We start from the raw sequence: 22,479 nt of genomic DNA, 5'->3' as shown, positions 1-22,479 counted from the left end.
CGGGCGCAAGGTTTGTGACGAGAAGCATGGGTGAGACTCCAATGGCGGATCAGGACAAGATCCTCGACTACCTCAAGCGGGTAACTGCCGATCTGCACCAGACGCGCCAGCGTCTTCGCGAGGTCGAGTCGCAGGAGCCTGAGCCGATCGCGATCGTCGGCATGAGCTGCCGGTTCCCCGGAGGCGTCACGTCTCCGGAGGAGCTGTGGGAGCTCGTGGCGGCGGGCGGCGACGCCATCGCGGACTTCCCTACGGACCGTGGCTGGGACATCGAGTCGCTCTTCGCCGACGACCCCGACCAGCAGGGCACCAGCTACACCGACAAGGGCGGGTTCCTCGACGCCGCGGGCGAGTTCGACGCGGCGTTCTTCGGGATCAGCCCGCGCGAGACCCTCGGCATGGACCCGCAGCAGCGGCTGCTGCTGGAGACCTCCTGGGAGGTGTTCGAGCGGGCCGGGATCGACCCGGCCACGCTGCGCGGCAGCAAGGCCGGTGTCTTCATCGGCACCAACGGCCAGGACTACCCGGAGCTGCTGCACCGGCTGCCGCAGGGCGTCGAGCAGTACCTGCTCACCGGCAACGCCGCCAGCGTCATCTCCGGCCGCCTCTCCTACACCTTCGGCCTGGAGGGCCCGGCGCTCACCGTCGACACGGCGTGCTCGTCGTCGCTGGTGGCGCTGCACCTGGCCATCCAGTCGCTGCGAGGCGGCGAGTGCTCGCTGGCGCTCACCGGCGGTGTCACGGTGATGAACAGCCCGCGCGCGTTCATCAACTTCAGCCGGCAGCGGGGCCTGGCGCCCGACGGCCGCTGCAAGGCGTTCGCGGACGGCGCGGACGGCACCGGCTGGGGCGAGGGCGTCGGCATGCTGCTCGTCGAGCGGCTGTCGGACGCCCGCCGGCACGGCCACAAGGTGCTGGCGATCGTCCGTGGCTCGGCCATCAACCAGGACGGCGCGTCCAACGGTCTGACGGCGCCCAACGGACCGTCCCAGCAGCGCGTCATCCGCCAGGCGCTCACCGACGCCCGGCTCACCCCGGCCCAGGTGGACGCCGTCGAGGCGCACGGCACCGGCACCAGCCTCGGCGACCCCATCGAGGCCCAGGCCCTGCTCGCCACGTACGGGCAGAACCGGCCCGAGGGCCGCCCGCTGTGGCTCGGCTCCATCAAGTCCAACTTCGGGCACACCCAGGCCGCCGCCGGTGTCGCCGGCATCATCAAGATGGTCAAGGCCATCGAGCACGGCGTCCTGCCCAGGACGCTGCACGTCGACGCGCCCTCCCGGGACGTGGACTGGACGGCGGGCGCGGTCTCCCTGCTCACCGAGAACACCCCGTGGCCGGAGACCGGCCAGCCGCGCCGCGCGGGCATCTCCTCCTTCGGCGTGAGCGGTACCAACGCGCACACCGTCATCGAGCAGGCGCCCGCCGAGGACCGCGAACCGCGGGCCACCGACGGCGACGCCACACCCTCGGAGTGGACCGGGCTCGGCGGTCTGGTGCCGGTGCCGGTGTCCGGGCAGAGCGCACCGGCGCTGCGCGCCCAGGCCGAACGGCTCACCGCCCGGGTCCAGGACGACCCGGACCTGAACCTCGTCGACCTGGCCTACTCGCTGGCCACCACCCGCGCCGCACTCGACCACCGGGCCGTGGTCCTCGCCGGCGAGGGCGGCCGGGAGGAACTGCTGCGCGGACTGGCCGAACTCGCCGAGGACGGCCCCGCGGGCGGGGTCGTCCGGGGCGAGGTCGGCGAGGGCAAGGTGGCGTTCCTCTTCACCGGCCAGGGCAGCCAGCGCACCGGGATGGGCCGTGAGCTGTACGCGGCTGTCCCGGCCTTCGCCCGCGCCCTGGACGAGGTGTGCGCCGAGCTCGACCAGCACCTTCAGCGGCCGCTGCGCGAGGTGATGTTCGGCGACGACGCCGAGGCGCTGGACCGGACCGGCTACACCCAGCCCGCGCTGTTCGCCCTCGAAGTGGCGCTGTTCCGGCTGCTGGAAACCTGGGGCGTGCGGCCCGACTTCCTCGTCGGCCACTCGATCGGCGAACTGGCCGCCGCGCATGTGGCCGGTGTGCTCTCGCTCGCGGACGCGGCGACGCTGGTGGCGGCGCGTGGCCGGCTGATGCAGGAGCTGCCGGCCGGTGGCGCGATGATCGCCGTCCAGGCGTCCGAGGACGAGGTGGCGCCGCTGCTCACCGAGCGGGTGTCCATCGCCGCGCTCAACGGGCCGACGTCGGTCGTCATCGCGGGTGACGAGGACGCCGCTGCCGCGATCGCGGCGTCGTTCGAGGCACAGGGCCGCAAGACCAAGCGGCTGACGGTGAGCCACGCGTTCCACTCGCCGCGCATGGACGGCATGCTGGACGCCTTCCGCGAGGTCGCCCGGCAGGTGAGCTACGCCCCGCCGGTCATCCCCATCATCTCCAACCTGACCGGCGGATCGGTCTCCGCCGACGAGATCTGCTCGCCCGACTACTGGGTCCGGCACGTACGTGAGGCGGTCCGCTTCACCGACGGCATCCGCCGGCTCGAGGAGTACGACGTCGGCACCTATGTGGAGCTCGGCCCCGACGGGGTGCTCTCCGCCATGGCGCAGGACTGCGTCACCGCCGACGGCGCCGTGTTCATCCCCGTGCTGCGCGGCGACCGCCCCGAGACCACCGCCCTGGCCGGTGCGCTCGCCCGTGTCCATGTGCACGGCGTGGCCGTCGACTGGGCCGCCTTCTTCGCGGGGTCCGGCGCCCGCCGCGTCGAACTGCCCACCTACGCCTTCCAGCGCGAGCTGTACTGGCCCGAGCCGCCCGGCCCCTGGACCGGCGACGTCACCGCCGCCGGACTCGGCTCCGCCGACCACCCGCTGCTCGGCGCCGCCGTGTCGCTCGCCGACGGCGCCGGGTTCCTGTTCACCGGCCGGCTGTCCCTCCAGACCCACCCGTGGCTGGCCGACCACGCCGTCATGGACACCGTGCTGCTGCCCGGCACCGCCTTCGTCGAGCTGGCCATCCGCGCCGGTGACCACGTCGGCGCGGACGTCCTGGAGGAGCTCACCCTCGAAGCCCCGCTGGTGCTGCCCCCGCAGGGCGGCGTCCAGCTCCAGGTGTCCGTGGGCGCGCCGGACGAGACCGGCCGCCGCTCGCTGACCCTGCACTCGCGCCTGGAGGACGCCGCCGACGGCACCTGGGGCGAGGGCGAATGGACCCGCCACGCCACCGGTGTGCTCGGCACCGGCGCCACCACGCCCGCCGACGCCTCCGAGGGCCTCACCGTATGGCCGCCGGCCGGTGCCACCGAGGTTCCCGTGGACGGCCTCTACGAGTGGCTCGCCGGGACCGGATTCGCCTACGGCCCGGTCTTCCAGGGACTCCAGGGCGCCTGGCAGCAGGGCGACCAGGTGTACGCCGAGGTGCGGCTGCCCGAGAGCGCCCGCGCCGAGGCCGAGCTGTTCGGGCTGCACCCGGCGCTGCTGGACGCGGCCCTGCACGCCGTGGGTATCGGCTCTCTCCTGGAGGACACCGAACACGGCCGCCTCCCCTTCTCCTGGAGCGGTGTGCGGCTGCACGCCGTCGGCGCCGCCGCGCTCCGCGTCCGGCTCTCGCCCGCCGGTCAGGACGCCGTGGCCGTACTGGTGACGGACGAGAGCGGCGCGCCCGTCGCCTCCGTCGAGTCGCTGCTGCTGCGCCCCGTCTCGCCCGACCAGGTGCACGCCGCACGCGGCGCCTTCCACGAGGCGCTGTTCCGCGTCGAGTGGACCCCCGCCCCGGTGCCGGCCGCCACCACCGTCGTGGCCGGGCAGTGGGCGGTGCTGGGCACCGACCACCCCGAGGTGGCCACCGCGCTGCCCACCGCCGCCGACTACGCCGACCTGGCCGCGCTGGGCGCGGCCGTGGACGCCGGAACCCCGGTGCCGCAGGCCGTCGTCGCCCCGTTCTTCCCGGGTGACACCGGACTTCCCGTCGAGACCGCCGTGCGCGAGGCCCTGCACCGTGCGCTGGAGCTGGTCCAAAGCTGGCTCGCCGACGCCCGCTTCGAGGGCTCCCGGCTGGTGATCGCCACGCGTGGCGCCGTCGCCACCTCGACGGACGCCGACACCGAGGACCTGGTCCACGCCCCGCTGTGGGGTCTGCTGCGCTCCGCGCAGTCCGAGAACCCGGACCGTTTCATCCTGGTGGACTTCGAAAACACCGAAAGCACCGGCAGCACCGTCGGCACCGACGAGTCCTACCGGGTGCTGTCCGCCGCCCTGGCCACCGGCGAGCCGCAGCTCGCGGTCCGCGCCGGCACCGTGGTCGTACCGCGTCTGGCGAGGGTGGCGTCCGCCGCCGACCAGACCGTCCCCGCCCTCGCCCCCGAGGGCACCGCCCTGGTCACCGGTGCCACCGGCACCCTCGGCGGACTGGTCGCCCGCCACCTGGTCACCGAGCACGGCGTGCGCCATCTGCTGCTGCTCAGCAGGCGCGGGGCCGACGCCCACGGCGCCGCCGAACTCGTCGCCGAGCTGCGCGAGCTGGGCGCCGAGGCCACCCTCACCGCCTGCGACGTGGCCGACCGCACCGCGCTCGCCGCGGCCCTGGCCGCCATCCCGGCCGAGCATCCGCTGACCGCCGTGGTGCACACCGCCGGTGTGCTCGACGACGGCGTCATCGGCTCGCTGACCGCCGAACGCGTGGACCGCGTCCTGCCGCCCAAGGTCGACGCCGCCTGGAACCTGCACGAGCTGACCCGCGAGCTGGACCTGTCCGCGTTCGTGCTGTTCTCCGCCGCCGCCGGCACCCTCGGCGGCCCCGGCCAGGCCAACTACGCGGCCGCCAACGCCTTCCTGGACGCCCTCGCCCACCGGCGCCGCGCCCAGGGACTGCCCGCCACCGCCCTCGCCTGGGGCCTGTGGGCCGAGCGCAGCGGCATGACCGGCGACCTCGACGACGCCGACATCCAGCGCATCACCCGCGCCGGAGTGGCCGCCCTCTCCTCCGCGGAGGGCCTCGCCCTCCTCGACACCGCCCTCGCCGTGGGCGACCCCACGCTCGTCCCCATGCACCTGGACCTGGCGCCGCTGCGGCACGCCGACGCGACGATGGTCCCCGCGCTGCTGCGCGGCCTGGTGCGGGCCCCCGGCCGCCGGGTCGTGGAGGCGGGCGGCGGCGCCGCCCCCGGCGGGCTCGCCGACCGGCTCCTCGCCCTGTCCGTCCCCGAACGCGACCGGCTGCTGCTGGAGATCGTCTGCGGCCAGGTCGCCGCCGTCCTCGGCTACGCGGGCCCGGAGGCCGTCGGCGCCGGCCGCGCCTTCAAGGAGCTGGGCTTCGACTCGCTCACCGCCGTCGAGCTGCGCAACCGCCTCGGCGCCGTCACGGGCGTACGGCTCCCGGCCACCCTCGTCTTCGACTACCCGACGCCGACCGCGCTGGCCGGCTTCCTGCGCACCGAGATCCTCGGCGACCAGGCCGACGAGGCCGCCGCGGCCCCCGCCGCCACCGTCGCCGTCGCCGACGACGAGCCCATCGCCATCGTCGGCATGAGCTGCCGCTACCCGGGCGGCGTCACCAGCCCCGAGGAGCTGTGGCAGCTGGTCACCGGCTCGGTGGACGCCATCTCCGGCTTCCCCACCGACCGCGGCTGGCAGCTGGAGGGGCTGCTGGGCGACGACCCCGCGCAGGCGGGCACCAGCGCCACCATCGAGGGCGGGTTCCTCTACGACGCGGGCGAGTTCGACCCCGACTTCTTCGGGATCAACCCGCGCGAGGCGCTCGCCATGGACCCGCACCAGCGGCTGCTGCTGGAGACCTCCTGGGAGGCGTTCGAACGGGCCGGGATCGACCCGGCGACCGTACGCGGCAGCAAGACCGGCGTCTTCGCGGGCGTCATGTACCACGACTACCTCTCCCGGCTGACCGCCCTGCCGGACGGCCTGGAGGGCTACCTCGGCACCGGTACGGCGGGCAGTGTCGCCTCCGGCCGGGTGGCGTACACCTTCGGGCTCGAAGGCCCGGCGGTCACCATCGACACGGCGTGTTCGTCGTCGCTGGTGGCGCTGCACCTGGCGGCGCAGGCGCTGCGCAACGGCGAGTGCACCATGGCGCTCGCGGGCGGTGTCACCGTCATGTCCACCCCGGACACCTTCATCGACTTCAGCCGCCAGGGCGGTCTGTCGACCAGCGGCCGCTGCAAGTCCTTCTCGGCCGACGCGGACGGCACCGGCTGGGCCGAGGGTGTGGGCATGCTGCTGGTGGAGCGGCTGTCGGACGCGAAGAAGAACGGCCATCGGGTGCTGGCGGTGGTGCGGGGCACCGCGGTCAACCAGGATGGTGCGTCGAATGGTCTGACGGCGCCGAACGGTCCGTCGCAGCAGCGGGTGATCCGTCAGGCGCTGGCCAATGCGGGGCTGTCGGCGTCCGAGGTGGACGCGGTGGAGGCGCACGGTACGGGGACGACGCTGGGCGACCCGATCGAGGCGCAGGCGCTGCTGGCCACGTACGGCAGGGAGAAGACCGCCGAACAGCCGCTGTGGCTGGGGTCGATCAAGTCCAACTTCGGTCACACGCAGGCCGCGGCCGGTGTCGCGGGCATCATCAAGATGGTGCAGGCCATGCACCACGGCGTCCTTCCCCAGTCGCTGCACATCGATGAGCCGACACCGCATGTGGACTGGGAAGCCGGTGCGGTCTCGCTGCTGAGCGAGGCGCGGGAGTGGCCGGAGACTGGGCGTCCGCGCCGGGCCGGTGTCTCCTCCTTCGGCGTCAGCGGCACCAACGCGCACGCCATCATCGAGCAGGCCCCCGAGCCCGAACCGGCCGAGATCGCCGCTCTTCCGGCCGTTCAGCCGTCCGTGCTGCCGTGGGCGGTGTCCGGCAAGAGCGCTGACGCTCTGCGGGCGCAGGCCGTGCGGTTGCTCGCCGACCTGGAGCGGCGGCCGGAGCTGTCGCCGGCCGATGTGGCGTTCTCGCTGGCGACGACGCGTGCCGCGCTGGATCATCGCGCGGTGGTCGTGGGCGGGGACCGGGCCGGGTTGGTCGCGGGTCTTGAGGCGCTGGCGCGTGGTGAGTCGGCGGCGGGGCTGGTGCAGGGCTCGGTGGCCGACGGCAAGGTGGCGTTCCTGTTCACGGGGCAGGGCAGCCAGCGGCTCGGGATGGGGCGTGAGCTGTATGACGCCTATCCGGTGTTCGCGGAGGCGTTCGACGCGGTGTGCGATGCGCTGGACGCGCATCTGGAGCAGCCGCTGAAGGCCGTGGTGTTCGGCGAGGATGCCGAGGAGCTGGACCGGACCGGTTTCACTCAGCCCGCGTTGTTCGCGGTGGAGGTGGCGCTGTTCCGGCTGGTGGAGGCGTGGGGTGTGCGTCCCGATTTCCTGTCGGGGCATTCGATTGGTGAGCTGGCCGCCGCGCATGTGGCGGGTGTGCTCTCGCTGGCGGACGCGGCGAAGCTGGTGGCGGCGCGTGGGCGGTTGATGCAGGCCCTGCCCGGCGGTGGCGCGATGATCGCGGTGCAGGCGTCCGAGGACGAGGTGGTGCCGCTGCTCACCGACAGCGTGAGCCTCGCCGCGCTCAACGGGCCCACCTCGGTGGTCATCGCGGGTGATGAGGACGCGGCGGTGGAGATCGCGGCGGGCTTCGAGGCGCAGGGCCGTAAGACCAAGCGGCTGACGGTGAGCCATGCGTTCCACTCGCCGCGTATGGACGGGATGCTGGAGGCGTTCCGTGAGGTGGCCGAGGGGCTGTCGTACGAGGCTCCGCGTATTCCGATCGTGTCCAACCTGACCGGCGATGTCGTCTCCGCCGAGGAGATCACGACCCCCGGTTTCTGGGTGCGCCACGTCCGCGAGGCCGTGCGTTTCCTCGATGGTGTCCGTGCCCTTGAGGCTCAGGGTGTGACCACCTATCTCGAACTCGGTCCTGACGGTGTTCTCACCGCGATGGTCCAGGAGTGTGTCGAGGCTCCCGAGGCCGTGGGCTTCGCCACCGCGCTGCGCAAGGACCGTCCCGAGGCCGAGGCCGTCACCACCGCTCTCGCCGCCCTCCACGTCCGTGGCGTCACGCCGGACTGGGCCGGGTACTTCGCCGGGACCGGCGCCCACCGCGTCGACCTGCCGACCTACGCCTTCCAGCACCGCCGCTTCTGGCTGACGTCCCCGGCGGGTGTCGTGGGCGATGTGGAGTCGGCGGGTCTGGACCGGGCCGACCATCCGCTGCTGGGCGCGGCCGTGCCGCTGGCGGACTCCGACGGTTTCCTGTTCACCGGCAGGCTCTCCCTGGAGAGCCACCCGTGGCTGGCCGACCACGCCGTCATGGGCACCGTGCTGCTGCCCGGCACCGCCTTCGTCGAGCTGGCCATCCGCGCCGGCGACCAGGTGGGCTGCGACCGGCTGGACGAGCTGACCATCGAGGCGCCGCTGGTCCTGCCCGAGCGCGGCGCGGTCCAGCTCCAGCTCGTCGTCGGCGCCCCGCAGCAGGCCGGGCACCGCACGCTGGAGCTGTACTCGCGGGCGCAGGACGCGCCCGCCGAGATGCCGTGGCTGCGGCATGCGAGCGGTGTGCTGGTGGCCGGTGCTCCGCGGCCCTCGTTCGATCTGACTGCGTGGCCGCCGCCGGGCGCCGAGCCCGCCGAGGTCGAGGGGCTCTACGAGCACCTGGCGCAGGGCGGTTTCGCGTACGGGCCGATGTTCCAGGGGCTCACCGCCGCCTGGCTGCGCGGCGACGAGGTGTTCGCGGAGGTGCGGCTGCCGGAGGACGGGAAGTCCGACGCCGCCGCGTTCGGGCTGCACCCGGCGCTGCTGGACGCCGCGCTGCACAGCACGTTCGCCCGCGCGGGCGGAGATGAGCAGGGGCGGCTGCCGTTCTCCTGGGGCGGGGTGTCGCTGCACGCGGTCGGCGCCGACGCGCTCCGGGTCCGGCTGACCCCGGCCGGGGCCGACGGGGTGGCGCTGGAGCTGGCCGATGGCACCGGCGCCCCGGTGGCCTCGGTCGAGCAGCTGGCGCTGCGCCCGGTTTCGGCCGGGCAGCTCGCGGAGGGGCGGTCCGCCGCGTACCACGAGTCGCTGTACCGGCTGGACTGGGCCACCGTGCCGCTGTCCGCCGAGAGCCCGGCCGTGGCCTGGGCGGTGCTCGGCGCGGACGCGCCCGCGCCGCTGACGTCCGGCGCCGCGGTCCACGCCGACCTGGACGCGCTGGCCGCGGCCGGGGACGCGCCCGCGTACGTCCTGGCGTACCTCGACCCGCGCGGCGCCACCGGTGACGAGGTGACCGCCGCCGTGCACACCGCCACCCAGCGGGCGCTGGCGCTGGTCCGGGCGTGGTTGGCCGACGAGCGGTTCGCGGCGTCCCAGCTGGTGCTGGTGACCCGGGGCGCGGTGGCCACCGCGGGCGACGCCGGTACGCACGATCTGGCGCACGCCCCGGTGTGGGGTCTGGTGCGCTCGGCGCAGTCGGAGAACCCGGACCGGCTGGTGCTGGTGGACCTCGACGGCACCGACGCCTCCTACGAGGCGCTGGGCGCCGCGCTGGCCGCCGGTGAGCCGCAGTTCGTGCTGCGCCGGGGCGCCGTGCACGCCCCCCGGCTGGCGCGCACCGCCGCCGCCGGGCCCATGGTGCCGCCGCCCGGCGAGCCCGCCTGGCGGCTCGACATCCAGGACAAGGGCACCCTGGAGAACCTCACGCTGCTGCCCGCCCCGGAGGCCGCCGCGCCGCTGGAGGCGGGGCAGGTGCGGGTCGCGGTCCGGGCCGCCGGTGTGAACTTCCGCGATGTGCTGAACGCGCTCGGCATGTACCCCGGCGACGCGGGCCTGATGGGCAGTGAGGGCGCGGGTGTCGTCCTGGAGACCGGCCCCGGGGTCACCGATCTGGCGCCCGGCGACCGGGTGATGGGCATGCTGCCGGGCGGCTTCGGACCGCTGGTGGTCGTGGACCGGCGCATGATCGCCCCGATGCCGGAGGGCTGGTCGTTCGCCCAGGCGGCGTCGGTGCCGATCGTGTTCATGACGGCGTACTACGCGCTGCGCGACCTGGCGGACCTCCAGGGCGGGGAGTCGCTGCTGGTGCACGCCGCCGCCGGCGGTGTGGGTATGGCCGCCGTGCAGCTGGCCCGGCACTGGGGTGTGGATGTCTACGCCACCGCCAGCCAGGGCAAGTGGGACACGCTGCGCTCGCTGGGGCTGGCCGAGGACCGTATCGCCTCCTCCCGCGACCTGGCCTTCGAGTCGACGTTCCGCGAGGCCAGCGGCGGTCGCGGCGTCGATGTGGTGCTGGACTCGCTGGCCCGGGAGTTCGTGGACGCGTCGCTGCGGCTGCTGCCGCGCGGCGGCCGGTTCGTCGAGATGGGCAAGACCGACGTCCGGGTGCCGGAGGAGGTGGCCGCCGCCTACCCCGGTGTCTCCTACCAGGCGTTCGACCTGACCGAGGCGGGCCTGGACCGCATCCAGGAGATGCTGTGCGAGCTGCTGGAGCTGTTCCGGCAGGGGGCACTGCGGCCACTGCCGATCACCGCGTGGGATCTGCGGCAGGCCCCGGACGCGTTCCGCTACCTCAGCCAGGCCCGCCACATCGGCAAGGTCGTGCTGACCGTCCCCGCCCCGTGGAACCCGGACGGCACGGTGCTGATCACCGGTGGCACCGGCACCCTGGGCGGCCTGGTCGCCCGGCACGCGGTGACCGTGCGCGGCGCCCGCCGTCTGGTGCTCACCAGCCGGCGCGGTGAGCGGGCCACGGGCGCGGCCGAACTCGCCGCCGAGCTGCGCGAGCTGGGCGCCGACGTCACCATCGCCGCCTGCGACGCGGCCGACCGGGACGCGCTCGCCGCCGTGCTGGCCGGCATCCCCGCCGGGCATCCGCTGACCGCCGTGGTGCACACGGCCGGTGTGCTGGACGACGGTGTGATCGGCTCGCTGACGCCGGAGCGGCTGGAGAAGGTGCTGCGCCCCAAGGTGGACGCGGCCGTCAACCTGCACCAGCTGACCCGCGACCAGGACCTGGCCGCGTTCGTGCTGTTCTCCTCGGCGGCCGGCACGTTCGGCGGCCCCGGGCAGGCCAACTACGCGGCGGCCAACTCCTTCCTGGACGCCCTGGCCCGCCACCGCCAGGCCCAGGGCCTCGCCGCGACCTCGCTGGCCTGGGGTCTGTGGGCCGAGGCCAGCGGGATGACCGGTGGGCTGGAGGCCACCGACACGTCCCGGATGACCCGCTCCGGTGTGCTGGGGCTGTCCTCGGACGAGGGCCTGACGCTGTTCGACGCCGCCCAGGAGGTGGGCGACGCGTTCCTGGTGCCCATGCAGCTCGACCTGGCGTCGCTCACGGGCGCGCCCCTCGAGATGGTGCCGCCGCTGCTGCGCGGTCTGGTGCGCGGTGGTACGACCCGCCGCACCGCCGAGTCGGGCGCGGCCGGGGACGGGTCCTCGCTGGTGGAGCGGCTGGTCCGGCTGGACGCCGCCGAGCGGGAGCGGACGCTGCTGGACCTGGTGCGGGCCCAGGTGGCCGTGGTGCTCGGCCATGACTCGCCGGACGCGGTGGAGGCGGTCCGGTCCTTCAAGGACCTCGGCTTCGACTCGCTGACCGCGGTGGAGTTCCGCAACCGCCTCGGCGGCGCCGCCGGTCTGCGGCTGCCCGCCACCCTCGTCTTCGACTACCCGACGCCGACCGCGCTCGTCGGCTATCTGCTGGAGGAGCTGCTGGGCTCCGAGGCGGCCGCGGCCGTCCCGGCGCGGGCGCACGGCCCCGCGGGTGCCGTGGCCGATGAGGACGACCCGATCGCGATCATCGCGATGAGCTGCCGCTTCCCCGGAGATGTGCGCACCCCCGAGGATCTGTGGGAGCTGCTGGCCGAGGGCCGGGACGGTATCGCGGGGCTGCCGGAGGACCGGGGCTGGGACCTGGAGGCGTTCTACGACCCGGACCCGGACCGGCCCGGCACCTCGTACACCCGCGAGGGCGGTTTCTACTACGACGCGCACCACTTCGACCCGGCCTTCTTCGGCATCAACCCGCGCGAGGCGCTCGCCATGGACCCCCAGCAGCGGCTGCTGCTGGAGACCAGCTGGGAGTCGTTCGAGCGCGCGGGGCTCGACCCGGGGGCGCTGCGCGGCCGGCAGGTCGGCGTGTTCGTCGGCCAGATGCACAACGACTACGTCTCGCGGCTGCACACCGTTCCGGAGGGCGTCGAGGGCTATCTCGGCACCGGCGGCTCCAGCAGCGTCGCCTCGGGCCGGGTGTCGTACACCTTCGGCTTCGAGGGCCCGGCCGTCACGGTCGACACGGCGTGTTCGTCGTCGCTGGTGGCGCTGCACCTGGCGGTTCAGGCGCTGCGCAACGGCGAGTGCACGATGGCGCTCGCGGGCGGTGTCACCATCATCACCACCCCCAAGGTGTTCACCGAGTTCAGCCGGCAGCGCGCACTGGCCGCCAACGGCCGCTGCAAGCCCTTCGCCGCCGCGGCCGACGGTACGGCCTGGGCCGAGGGTGTGGGCATGCTGCTGGTGGAGCGGCTGTCGGACGCGAAGAAGAACGGCCATCGGGTGCTGGCGGTGGTGCGGGGCACCGCGGTCAACCAGGATGGTGCGTCGAATGGTCTGACGGCGCCGAACGGTCCGTCGCAGCAGCGTGTCATCCGGCAGGCGCTGGCCAATGCGGGGCTGTCGGCGTCCGAGGTGGACGCGGTGGAGGCGCACGGTACGGGGACGACGCTGGGCGACCCGATCGAGGCGCAGGCGCTGCTGGCCACGTACGGCAGGGAGAAGACCGCCGAGCAGCCGCTGTGGCTGGGGTCGATCAAGTCCAACTTCGGTCACACGCAGGCCGCGGCCGGTGTTGCGGGCATCATCAAGATGGTGCTGGCCATGCGCCACGGTGTGCTGCCGAAGTCGTTGCACATCGATGAGCCGACACCGCATGTGGACTGGGAAGCCGGTGCGGTCTCGCTGCTGAGCGAGGCGCGGGAGTGGCCGGAGACCGGGCGTCCGCGCCGGGCCGGTGTCTCCTCCTTCGGCATGAGCGGTACCAACGCGCACGCCATCATCGAGCAGGCCCCGGCGGAGCGGGAGACGGCCGAAGAGCCAGCCGAACCCTCCCTGGAAGTGTCCGGTGTGCTGCCGTGGCCGCTGTCCGCCAGGGGTGAGGCGGCGCTGCGCGCGCAGGCCGCCAAGCTGCTGGCCCACCTCGACGCGGACCCGGGTCTGCGCCCGGCCGACATCGGCTACTCCCTGGCCACCACCCGCGCCGCCTTCGATCAGCGTGCGGTACTGGTGGGCTCCGACCGCGATGACCTCATCCGCGCTCTGACGGCGTTGGCCGAGGGTGTGGCGCCGGTCCAGAACGTCGGGGTGTCCGACAAGACGGCATTCGTCTTCCCGGGGCAGGGGTCCCAGTGGGCGGGCATGGCCGTGGAGCTGATGGACACGGCGCCGGCGTTCGCCGCTCGTATCCACGAATGCGCGGCGGCCTTGGGAGAGTTCACCGACTGGTCGTTGGTGGATGTGCTGCGGGGTGCGGAGGGCGCGCCGCCGCTGGACCGGGTGGATGTGGTCCAGCCGGTGCTGTTCTCCGTGATGGTGTCGCTGGCGGAGCTGTGGCGTTCGCTCGGGGTCGCCCCGTCGGCTGTGGTGGGTCATTCGCAGGGTGAGATCGCGGCGGCGTGTGTGGCGGGGATCCTGTCCTTGCGGGACGCGGCGCGTGTGGTGGCGTTGCGGAGCCAGGTGATCGGCCGGGTGCTGGCGGGCAAGGGCGGCATGGTCTCGGTGGCCCTGCCGGCGGCGGCGGTACGCGAGCGCATCGCCCCGTGGGGCGAGGAGCGGATCTCGGTCGCCGCCGTCAACGGCCCCTCGTCGGTGGTGGTGTCGGGTGAGCCGGAGGCCCTGGACGAGCTGATCGCCGCGTGTGAGGCGGACGAGGTGCGGGCGCGTCGGGTGCCGGTGGACTACGCCTCGCACTCCGCGCAGGTCGAGCTGTTGCGTGAGGAGCTGCTGGAGCTGCTGGCGCCCGTACAGCCGAGGAACGCCGAGGTGCCGTTCCTGTCGACGGTGACGGGGGAGTGGGTCGAGGGTCCGGAGCTGGACGCCGAGTACTGGTTCACCAATCTGCGGCGCACGGTCGAACTGGAGGGCACGGTCCGGCGGCTGCTGGACGAGGGGTTCGGTGTGTTCATCGAGTCCAGCGCCCACCCGGTGCTGACGATGGGCGTGCAGGAGACCGTGGAGGAGGCGGGCGTCGAGGCGGCCGCGATCGGTTCGCTGCGGCGGGACGAGGGCGGGCTGAAGCGCTTCTGGGCCTCCGTCGGTGAGGCGTGGTCGCGGGGTGTGTCCGTGGACTGGGAGGCGGTGTTCGACGGCACCGGCGCACGCCGTACAGAGCTGCCCACGTACGCGTTCCAGCATGAGCGTTACTGGATCGACGCTCCGGCTTCGGTGGGCGATGTGTCCTCCGCCGGTCTGGGCGCCGCTGATCACCCGCTGCTGGGCGCGGCTGTCGAACTGCCGGACTCCGACGGCTTCCTGTTCACCGGGCGGCTGTCGCTGGAGACGCATCCGTGGCTGGCCGACCATGCGGTGATGGGCTCGGTGCTGCTGCCCGGTACCGCGTTCGTGGAGCTGGCGGTGCGGGCCGGTGAGCAGGTGGGCTGCGATCTGGTGGAGGAGCTCACGCTGGAGGCGCCGCTGGTCCTGCCCGAGCGGGGCGGGGTGTGGGTCCAGATTGTCGTGGGGGCCCCGGGCGACACCGGCCGCCGAAGCCTTGCCCTGCACGCGCGTCCCGACGACGCGGGTGAGGAGGTGCCGTGGGTGCGGCATGCCACGGGTGTGCTCGTGGAGGGCGCGTCGTCGTCGGTGCCGTCGTTCGAGCTGAGTGCGTGGCCGCCGGCGGGTGCCGAGCGGATCGGGACCGATGGGCTGTATGAGGGTCTGGCCGAGGCGGGCTTCGGTTACGGCCCGGTCTTCCAGGGGGTGCGGGCGGCCTGGCGGGGCGAGGGTGAGATCTACGCCGAGGTCGCGCTTCCTGAGGGTGTGGAGCCTGGTGCCGATGTGTTCGGGCTGCATCCTGCGTTGCTGGACGCTGTCCTGCACACGATCGGGCTGGGTGATCTGACCGAGGATCTGGAGCGGGGTGGTCTGCCCTTCGCCTGGAGCGGTGTGCGGGTCTATTCGGTGGGTGCGGACAGTGTGCGGGTCCGGCTGTCGTCGGCCGGGAACGGCACGGTGGCGCTTCAGCTGGCTGATGTGACGGGTGCGCCGGTGGCGTCGGTGGAGCGGCTCGCGTTGCGTGCGGTGTCTCCGGAGCAGTTGGGTGCCGGTCATGCTGGTGGTGGCGCGGCGGACGCCTTGTTCCGGGTGGAGTGGGTTCCGGTGCCGGCTCCGTCCGGCACGTCCTCCGGTGGGCGTGTGGCCGTGGTGGGTGCGGAGGTCCCTGGCCTCGGTGTCGAGGCGGACCTCTTTGCGGATCTGGCTGGGCTGGCGGGGGCGGTCGAGTCCGGTGCTGTGGCTCCGGAGCATGTCGTGGTCTCTTTGGCGCCGCAGGCGGTGTCGGGGGAGGTCTCCTCGCCGGTCGTCGTGGCGCACGAGGCCGCTGTCGGTGCTCTCGATCTGTTGCAGACGTGGCTGGGCGAGGACCGTTTCGCGGACTCGCGGCTGGTTGTTCTCACTCAGGGTGCGGTGGCTACGGCCGCTGAGGACGTGGTGACGGAGCCCGCGCAGGCCACCGCGACCGGTCTGATCCGCTCGGCGCAGTCGGAGAATCCCGGGCGTATCGTTCTGGTGGACCTCGACGGTCACCCGGATTCGGCCACTGCTCTCCTGGCCGCCCTGGAATCGGGCGAGCAGGAACTCGCCGTGCGCCAGGGTGCGGTCAAGACTCCGCGCCTGGCCCGCACCACCGCCCCCGCCACTGACCGGGAGCCCTTCGCCTTCGGTTCGGACGGCACGGTGCTGATCACTGGTGCCGGTGGCATGTTGGGCAATCTTTTCGCGCGCCATCTGGTGACCGAGCGGGGTGTGCGTCGGCTGCTGCTGGTCAGCCGCCGTGGTGACCAGGCTCCCGGAGCTGCCGAACTGAGCGCCGAGCTGGCCGAGTCGGGCGCGGAGGTGCGCTGGGCGGCCTGCGATGTGGCGGACCGCGACGCGCTGGCCGAGGTGCTGGCGGCAATGACGGCGGAGCATCCGCTGACCGGCGTCGTGCACACCGCCGGTGTGCTGGACGACGGTGTGATCGGGTCGCTGACGCCGGAGCGGGTGGAGCGGGTGCTGCGTCCGAAGGTGGACGCGGCGTGGAACCTGCACGAGCTGACCCGGGACCTGGATCTGTCGGCGTTCGTGCTGTTCTCCTCGGCGGCCGGTGTGCTCGGCGGCGCGGGGCAGGGCAACTACGCGGCGGGCAATGCCTTCCTGGACGCCCTCGCCGCGCATCGCCGCTCCGCCGGACTTCCGGCCACCTCCCTCGCCTGGGGGCTGTGGGCGGAGGCCAGCGCCATGACCGGGGAGCTGGACGAGGCGGAGCTCGCACGCTTGCGACGCGATGGTGTGGCCGCCATTACGGCCGACGTGGGCCTGGAGCTGTTCGATGCCGCGCAGGGCTCGGACGAGGCGCTGCTGGTGCCGATGCCGCTGGACATGGCCGCGCTTCGGGTGCAGGCGGGTGCGGGGATGCTGCCGCCGCTGTTCCGTGGTCTGGTGCGTGTTCCGCCGCGTCGGGCGGCTCAGGCGGCCGCGGCGGCACGGTCCGGTGCGCTGGCCCGGCAGTTGGCCGGGGTTCCGGACGCCGAGGCCGAGACGATCGTGCTGGATGTGGTGCGCGCCCAGGTGGCGGAGGTGCTCGGCTATGCCGGGCCGGAGGCGGTGGAGCCACGGCGTGCGTTCAGCGAAATCGGTTTCGACTCGCTGACCGCGGTGGAGTTGCGCAACCGTCTGACGGCGGTCAGCGGGGTCCGGCTTCCGGCGACGTTGATCTTCGACTATCCGAACCCGGTCGCTCTTGCCGCGTATCTGCGGGCCGAGGCCGAGGGCAGCCAGTCGGATGTGGGCGCTCCCGTGGTCGCGGCGACGGCGGGCGCTGATGAGCCGATCGCCATTGTGGCGATGAGCTGCCGGTTCCCGGGCGGGGTCAGCTCGCCCGAGGAGCTGTGGAAGCTGGTGGCCGACGGGACTGACGCGATCACCGATATGCCGACGGACCGTGGCTGGGACATCGAGTCGCTCTATGACGACGACCCGGACAAGCGGGGCACCAGTTACGCCCGTAACGGTGGTTTCCTGCACGACGCCGATCACTTCGACCCGGTGTTCTTCGGCATCTCGCCGCGTGAGGCCCTCGCCATGGACCCGCAGCAGCGGTTGCTGCTGGAGACCTCGTGGGAGGCGTTCGAGCGCGCGGGCATCGACCCGAACGCACTGCGCGGCAGCCGGACCGGTGTGTACACCGGCGTGATGTACAACGACTACGGCACGCTGCTGCACCGTGCGCCCGATGGTCTTGAGGGCTATGTGGGCACGGCCAGCTCGGGCAGTGTGGCGTCGGGCCGGGTGTCGTACACCTTCGGGCTGGAGGGTCCGGCGGTGACGGTGGACACGGCGTGTTCGTCGTCGCTGGTGGCCCTGCACATGGCGGTGCAGGCGCTGCGCAGCGGTGAGTGCTCGCTGGCGCTGGCCGGTGGTGTGACCGTGATGGCCACCCCTGTCACCTTCGTGGCTTTCAGCAAGCAGCGCGGGTTGTCGACCGATGGCCGCTGCAAGCCGTTCGCGGCGGCGGCCGACGGTACGGCCTGGGGCGAGGGTGTGGGCATGCTGCTGGTGGAGCGGCTGTCGGACGCCCGGAAGAACGGGCATCCGGTGCTGGCGGTCGTGCGCGGCAGTGCGATCAACCAGGACGGCGCCAGCAACGGCCTCACCGCTCCCAACGGTCCCTCGCAGCAGCGGGTGATCCGGCAGGCGCTGGCCAATGCCCGGTTGTCCGCCGCCGAGGTGGACGTCGTCGAGGCGCATGGCACGGGGACGACGCTGGGTGACCCGATCGAGGCGCAGGCGTTGCTGGCCACCTATGGTCAGGAGCACACCGATGAGGCGCCGCTGTGGCTGGGGTCGGTGAAGTCGAACTTCGGTCACACGCAGGCGGCGGCCGGTGTGGCGGGGATCATCAAGATGGTCAAGGCCATCGAGCATGGTGTGCTGCCCCGGACGTTGCACGTGGACGAGCCGTCGCCGCATGTGGACTGGTCGGCGGGTGCGGTGTCGTTGCTGACGGAGCAGGTGGAGTGGCCCGAGACGGGCCGGCCGCGGCGTGCCGCGGTGTCCTCGTTCGGTATCAGTGGCACCAACGCGCACGCCATCATCGAGCAGGCGTCCGAGGCCGAACCGGTGCGGGAGTCCGTGGCCCCGGCCGTCGAGCCGCCCGCGCTGCCGTGGGTGCTGTCCGGCAGGTCCCCGGAGGCGCTGCGCGCCCAGGGCGCCCGGCTGCGGGCCCACGTGGCCGCCCACCCCGAGCTGTCGCTGGTCGACATCGGCCACTCCCTGGCCACCGCCCGGTCGTCCTTCGAGCACCGGGCCGCGCTGGTGGCCGGTGACCGGGACGCCTTCCTGGCCGGTCTGGACGCCCTCGCCGAGGGCCGCACCGCCACCGGGCTGGTCGACGGCACGGTGGGCGAGGGCGGCAAACTGGCGTTCCTGTTCACGGGGCAGGGCAGCCAGCGGCTCGGGATGGGCCGGGAGCTGTACGACACGTACCCGGTGTTCGCGGAGGCTCTCGACGCGGTCTGCGATGCGCTGGACGCGCATCTGGAACGGCCGTTGAAGACGGTGCTGTTCGGCGACGACGCCGAGGCGCTGGACCGGACGGGCTTCACCCAGCCCGCGCTGTTCGCGGTCGAGGTGGCGCTGTTCCGGCTGGCCGAGGCGTGGGGTCTGCGGCCCGACTTCCTGTCCGGCCACTCCATCGGTGAGCTGGCCGCCGCGCATGTGGCGGATGTGCTGTCGCTCGCGGACGCGTGCCGGTTGGTGGCCGCGCGCGGCCGGCTGATGCAGGCGCTGCCCACGGGGGGCGCGATGATCGCCGTCCAGGCGTCCGAGGAGGAGGTGGCCCCGCAGCTGGGCAAGCGGGTGAGCATCGCGGCCGTCAACGGCCCCACCTCGGTCGTGGTCGCGGGCGACGAGGACGCGGCGCTGGAGATCGCGGCCTCCTTCGAGGCGGAGGGCCGCAAGACCAAGCGGCTCACCGTCAGCCACGCCTTCCACTCGCCCCACATGGACGGCATGCTCGACGCCTTCCGCGAGGTGGCGCGGGAGCTGACGTACCAGGCCCCGCGCATTCCCATCGTGTCCAACCTGACCGGAGCCGTGGTCTCGGCCGAAGAGATCACCAGCCCGGACTTCTGGGTGCGCCACGCCCGCGAGGCGGTCCGCTTCCTCGACGGTGTGCGCACCCTGGAAGCCGAGGGCGTCACCGCCTATGTCGAACTGGGCCCGGACGGGGTGCTCACCGCGATGGCGCAGGAATGCGCCACCGAGAGCGGCGGCTCCTACGCCGCCGCGCTGCGCAAGGACCGCGCCGAGGCCGAGACGCTGCTCACCGCGGTCGGCACCGCCCAGGTCCGGGGCGCCGCCGTGGACTTCGCGGCGCTGTACGCCCCGTACGGCGCCCGGCGGGTCGAGCTGCCGACGTACGCCTTCCAGCGCCGCTCCTTCTGGCTGAAGCCCGGACCGGCCGGCGGTGACGCCGCCGCGATCGGCCTGCACGCGGCGGACCATCCGCTGCTGGGCGCCGCCGTGGAGCTGCCCGACTCGGACGGCATCGCCTTCACCGGACGGCTCTCCGTGCAGAACCAGCCCTGGCTGGCCGACCACGCCGTGATGGGCACGGTGCTGCTGCCGGGCACCGCGTTCCTGGAGCTGGCGCTGCGCGCCGGGGACCACGTGGGCTGCGACCGGCTGGAGGAGCTGACGCTGGAGGCGCCGCTGATCGTGCCCGACCAGGGCGCCGTTCAGCTGCGGCTGTCGCTCGCCGCGCCCGATGACACCGGGCGCCGGGCGCTGACCCTGCACTCGCGGACCGAGGGCGCCCCGGCCGACGAGCCGTGGCTGCGGCACGCCACCGGCGCGCTGACGGCGTCGGACGGCGCGGCGCCGTCGTTCGACCTGGTCGCCTGGCCGCCCGCCGACGCCGAGAAGATCGAGATCGACGGGCTCTACGACGGCCTGGCCGAGGCGGGCTTCGACTACGGGCCGGGGTTCCAGGGGCTGACCGCCGCCTGGCGGCGCGAGGACGAGGTGTTCGCCGAGGTGCGGCTGCCGGAGGACTGGACGTCCGACGCCGCCGCGTTCGGCCTGCACCCCGCACTGCTGGACGCCGCGCTGCACGCGCTGGGGCTCCGGACGGACGAACCGGGCGACGGCCAGGGCCGGTTGCCGTTCTCCTGGACCGGGGTGTCGCTGCACGCCGTCGGCGCCGCCGCGCTGCGGGTGCGGCTCGTCGGCGCGGCCACGGGCACGGTGTCGCTGGAGCTCGCCGATGTGGCGGGCGCCCCGGTGGCGTCGGTCGAGGGCCTTGTGCTGCGTACGGTCTCCCCGGAGCAGCTCGGCGCGGCCCGCTCGGGCGGCGCGTCCGACTCCCTCTTCCGGCTGGACTGGGTGCCCGTCCCGGCGTCGTCCGGCGAGGTGTCGCCCGACCGCTGGGCGGTCCTGGGCGCCGACGCCCTGGGCCTCACCGCCCACCCGGATCTGGCCGCGCTGGCCGCCGCGACGGCCGCCGGCACGGCGGCCCCGGAGTACGTGGTCGTCTCCTTGCCGGACGCGGCACCACCCGCGGGCGGGGACGGCGACGCGAACGTGGCCGACGCGGCGCACCGGGCCACCGCCCAGGCACTGGACCTGATCCAGACCTGGCTGGCCGATGAGCACTTCACGGACGCGCGCCTGGTCGTGCTCACCTCCGGCGCGGTGGCCGCCACCGCGGACGAGCCGGCGACCGACCCGGCACACGCCGCCGTCTGGGGCCTGGTGCGCTCCGCCCAGGCGGAGAACCCGGACCGGATCGTCCTGGTGGACACCGATGGCCGGGGTGAGCCGCGGGAGACCGTGGCCGCCGCCCTGGCCACGGGCGAACCGCAGGTCGCCGTGCGCGACGGTGTCGTCCGGGCGCCGAGGCTGGCGCGGGCCGCCGTGGCCGCCGAGCGGGAGGCTCCCGCGTTCGATCCCGACGGCACCGTCCTGATCACCGGCGCCACCGGCACCCTGGGCGGGCTGTTCGCCCGCCATCTGGTGGCCGAGTACGGCGTACGGCGGCTGCTGCTGGTCGGCCGCCGTGGCGAGCGGGCCCCCGGCGCCGCCGAACTCACCGCCGAACTGGCCGAGTCGGGCGCCGAGGCACGGTGGGCGGCCTGCGATGTGGCGGACCGGGACGCGCTCGCCGCCGTCCTCGCCGACCTCCCCGCCGAGCACCCGCTGACCGCCGTGGTGCACACCGCCGGTGTGCTGGACGACGGGGTGATCGGCTCGCTGACGCCCGAACGCATGGCCACCGTGCTCCGCCCGAAGGCGGACGCCGCGTGGAACCTGCACGAGCTGACCCGGGAGAAGGACCTGTCGGCGTTCGTCCTGTTCTCCTCGGCCGCCGGTGTGTTCGGCGGCGCGGGCCAGGGCAACTACGCGGCGGCCAACGCGTTCCTGGACGCCCTCGCCCAGCGCCGCCGGGCCGAAGGACTGCCCGCCACCTCCCTCGCCTGGGGCCTGTGGTCGGTGGGCGGTGGTATGGCCGGTGAGCTGGACGAGACCGAGATCGCCCGGATCCAGCGCGGCGGCGTCGGGGCGCTCACCCCGGAGAGCGGCCTGGAGCTGTTCGACGCCGCGCGGGGCTCGGACGAGGCGCTGCTGGTGCCGCTGCCGCTGGACATGGTGGCGCTGAGGGCGCAGGCGGGCAGCGGCATGCTCCCGGCGCTCTTCCGCGGACTGGTGCGGGCCCCGGCGCGGCGCGCGGCGGAGTCCGCGGCGGCCGCCGCGGCCGGTGCCGAGGCGCTGCGGGAGCGGCTCGCCGGGCTCTCCGAGCCCGAGCGGGAGGAGGCGCTGCTGGAGCTGGTGTGCACCCAGGTGGCGGTGGTCCTCGGCTACCCGGGCCCGGAGACGGTCGACCCGGCCCGCTCGTTCAGCGAGGTCGGCTTCGACTCGCTCACCGCGCTGGAGCTGCGCAACCGGCTGAACGCGGCCACCGGAGTCCGGCTGCCGGCAACGCTGGTCTTCGACTACCCGACGCCGGGCGCGCTGGTCGAGTACCTGCGGGGCGAGATCCTGCCGGACGACGCGACGGCGGTCTCCGCGCTGCTCGCGGAGCTCGACGGGCTGGAGAAGTCCCTGGCCGGAGCCGCCCCGGACGACGATGGCCGGAGCAGGATCACCGCGCGGTTGCAGGCGCTGCTCGCGCAATGGAACGACAACCGAGGACCGGAAGACGGCGCCGAGGTCGTCGAGGAGATCGAGTCCGCCACGGACGACGACCTCTTCGACTTCATCGGCAAGGAATTCGGAATCTCCTGAAGTGACCGTGGCC

The 22,479-nt window shown here is 73.7% G+C and carries 1 protein-coding gene; it reads left to right on the top strand.

The window, feature by feature from the left end:
* Positions 1-41 precede the first annotated feature (41 nt).
* A complete protein-coding gene (locus N6H00_RS14520; RefSeq protein ID WP_268972091.1) occupies positions 42-22,466 on the top strand; it encodes a type I polyketide synthase in 22,425 nt (7,474 codons plus the stop codon).
* The last annotated feature ends 13 nt before the right edge of the window (positions 22,467-22,479 follow it).

The organism is Streptomyces sp. S465 (assembly GCF_026898115.1).
Classification (GTDB): domain Bacteria; phylum Actinomycetota; class Actinomycetes; order Streptomycetales; family Streptomycetaceae; genus Streptomyces; species Streptomyces luomodiensis.
The sequence above is the reverse complement of the archived record's forward strand: the minus strand, read 5'-3'. Positions and strand labels throughout refer to the sequence as shown.

Excerpts from the sequence above, each read along its gene's own strand:
- N6H00_RS14520 (WP_268972091.1), top strand. The coding sequence starts at position 42 with ATGGCGGATCAGGACAAGATCCTCGACTACCTCAAGCGGGTAACTGCC.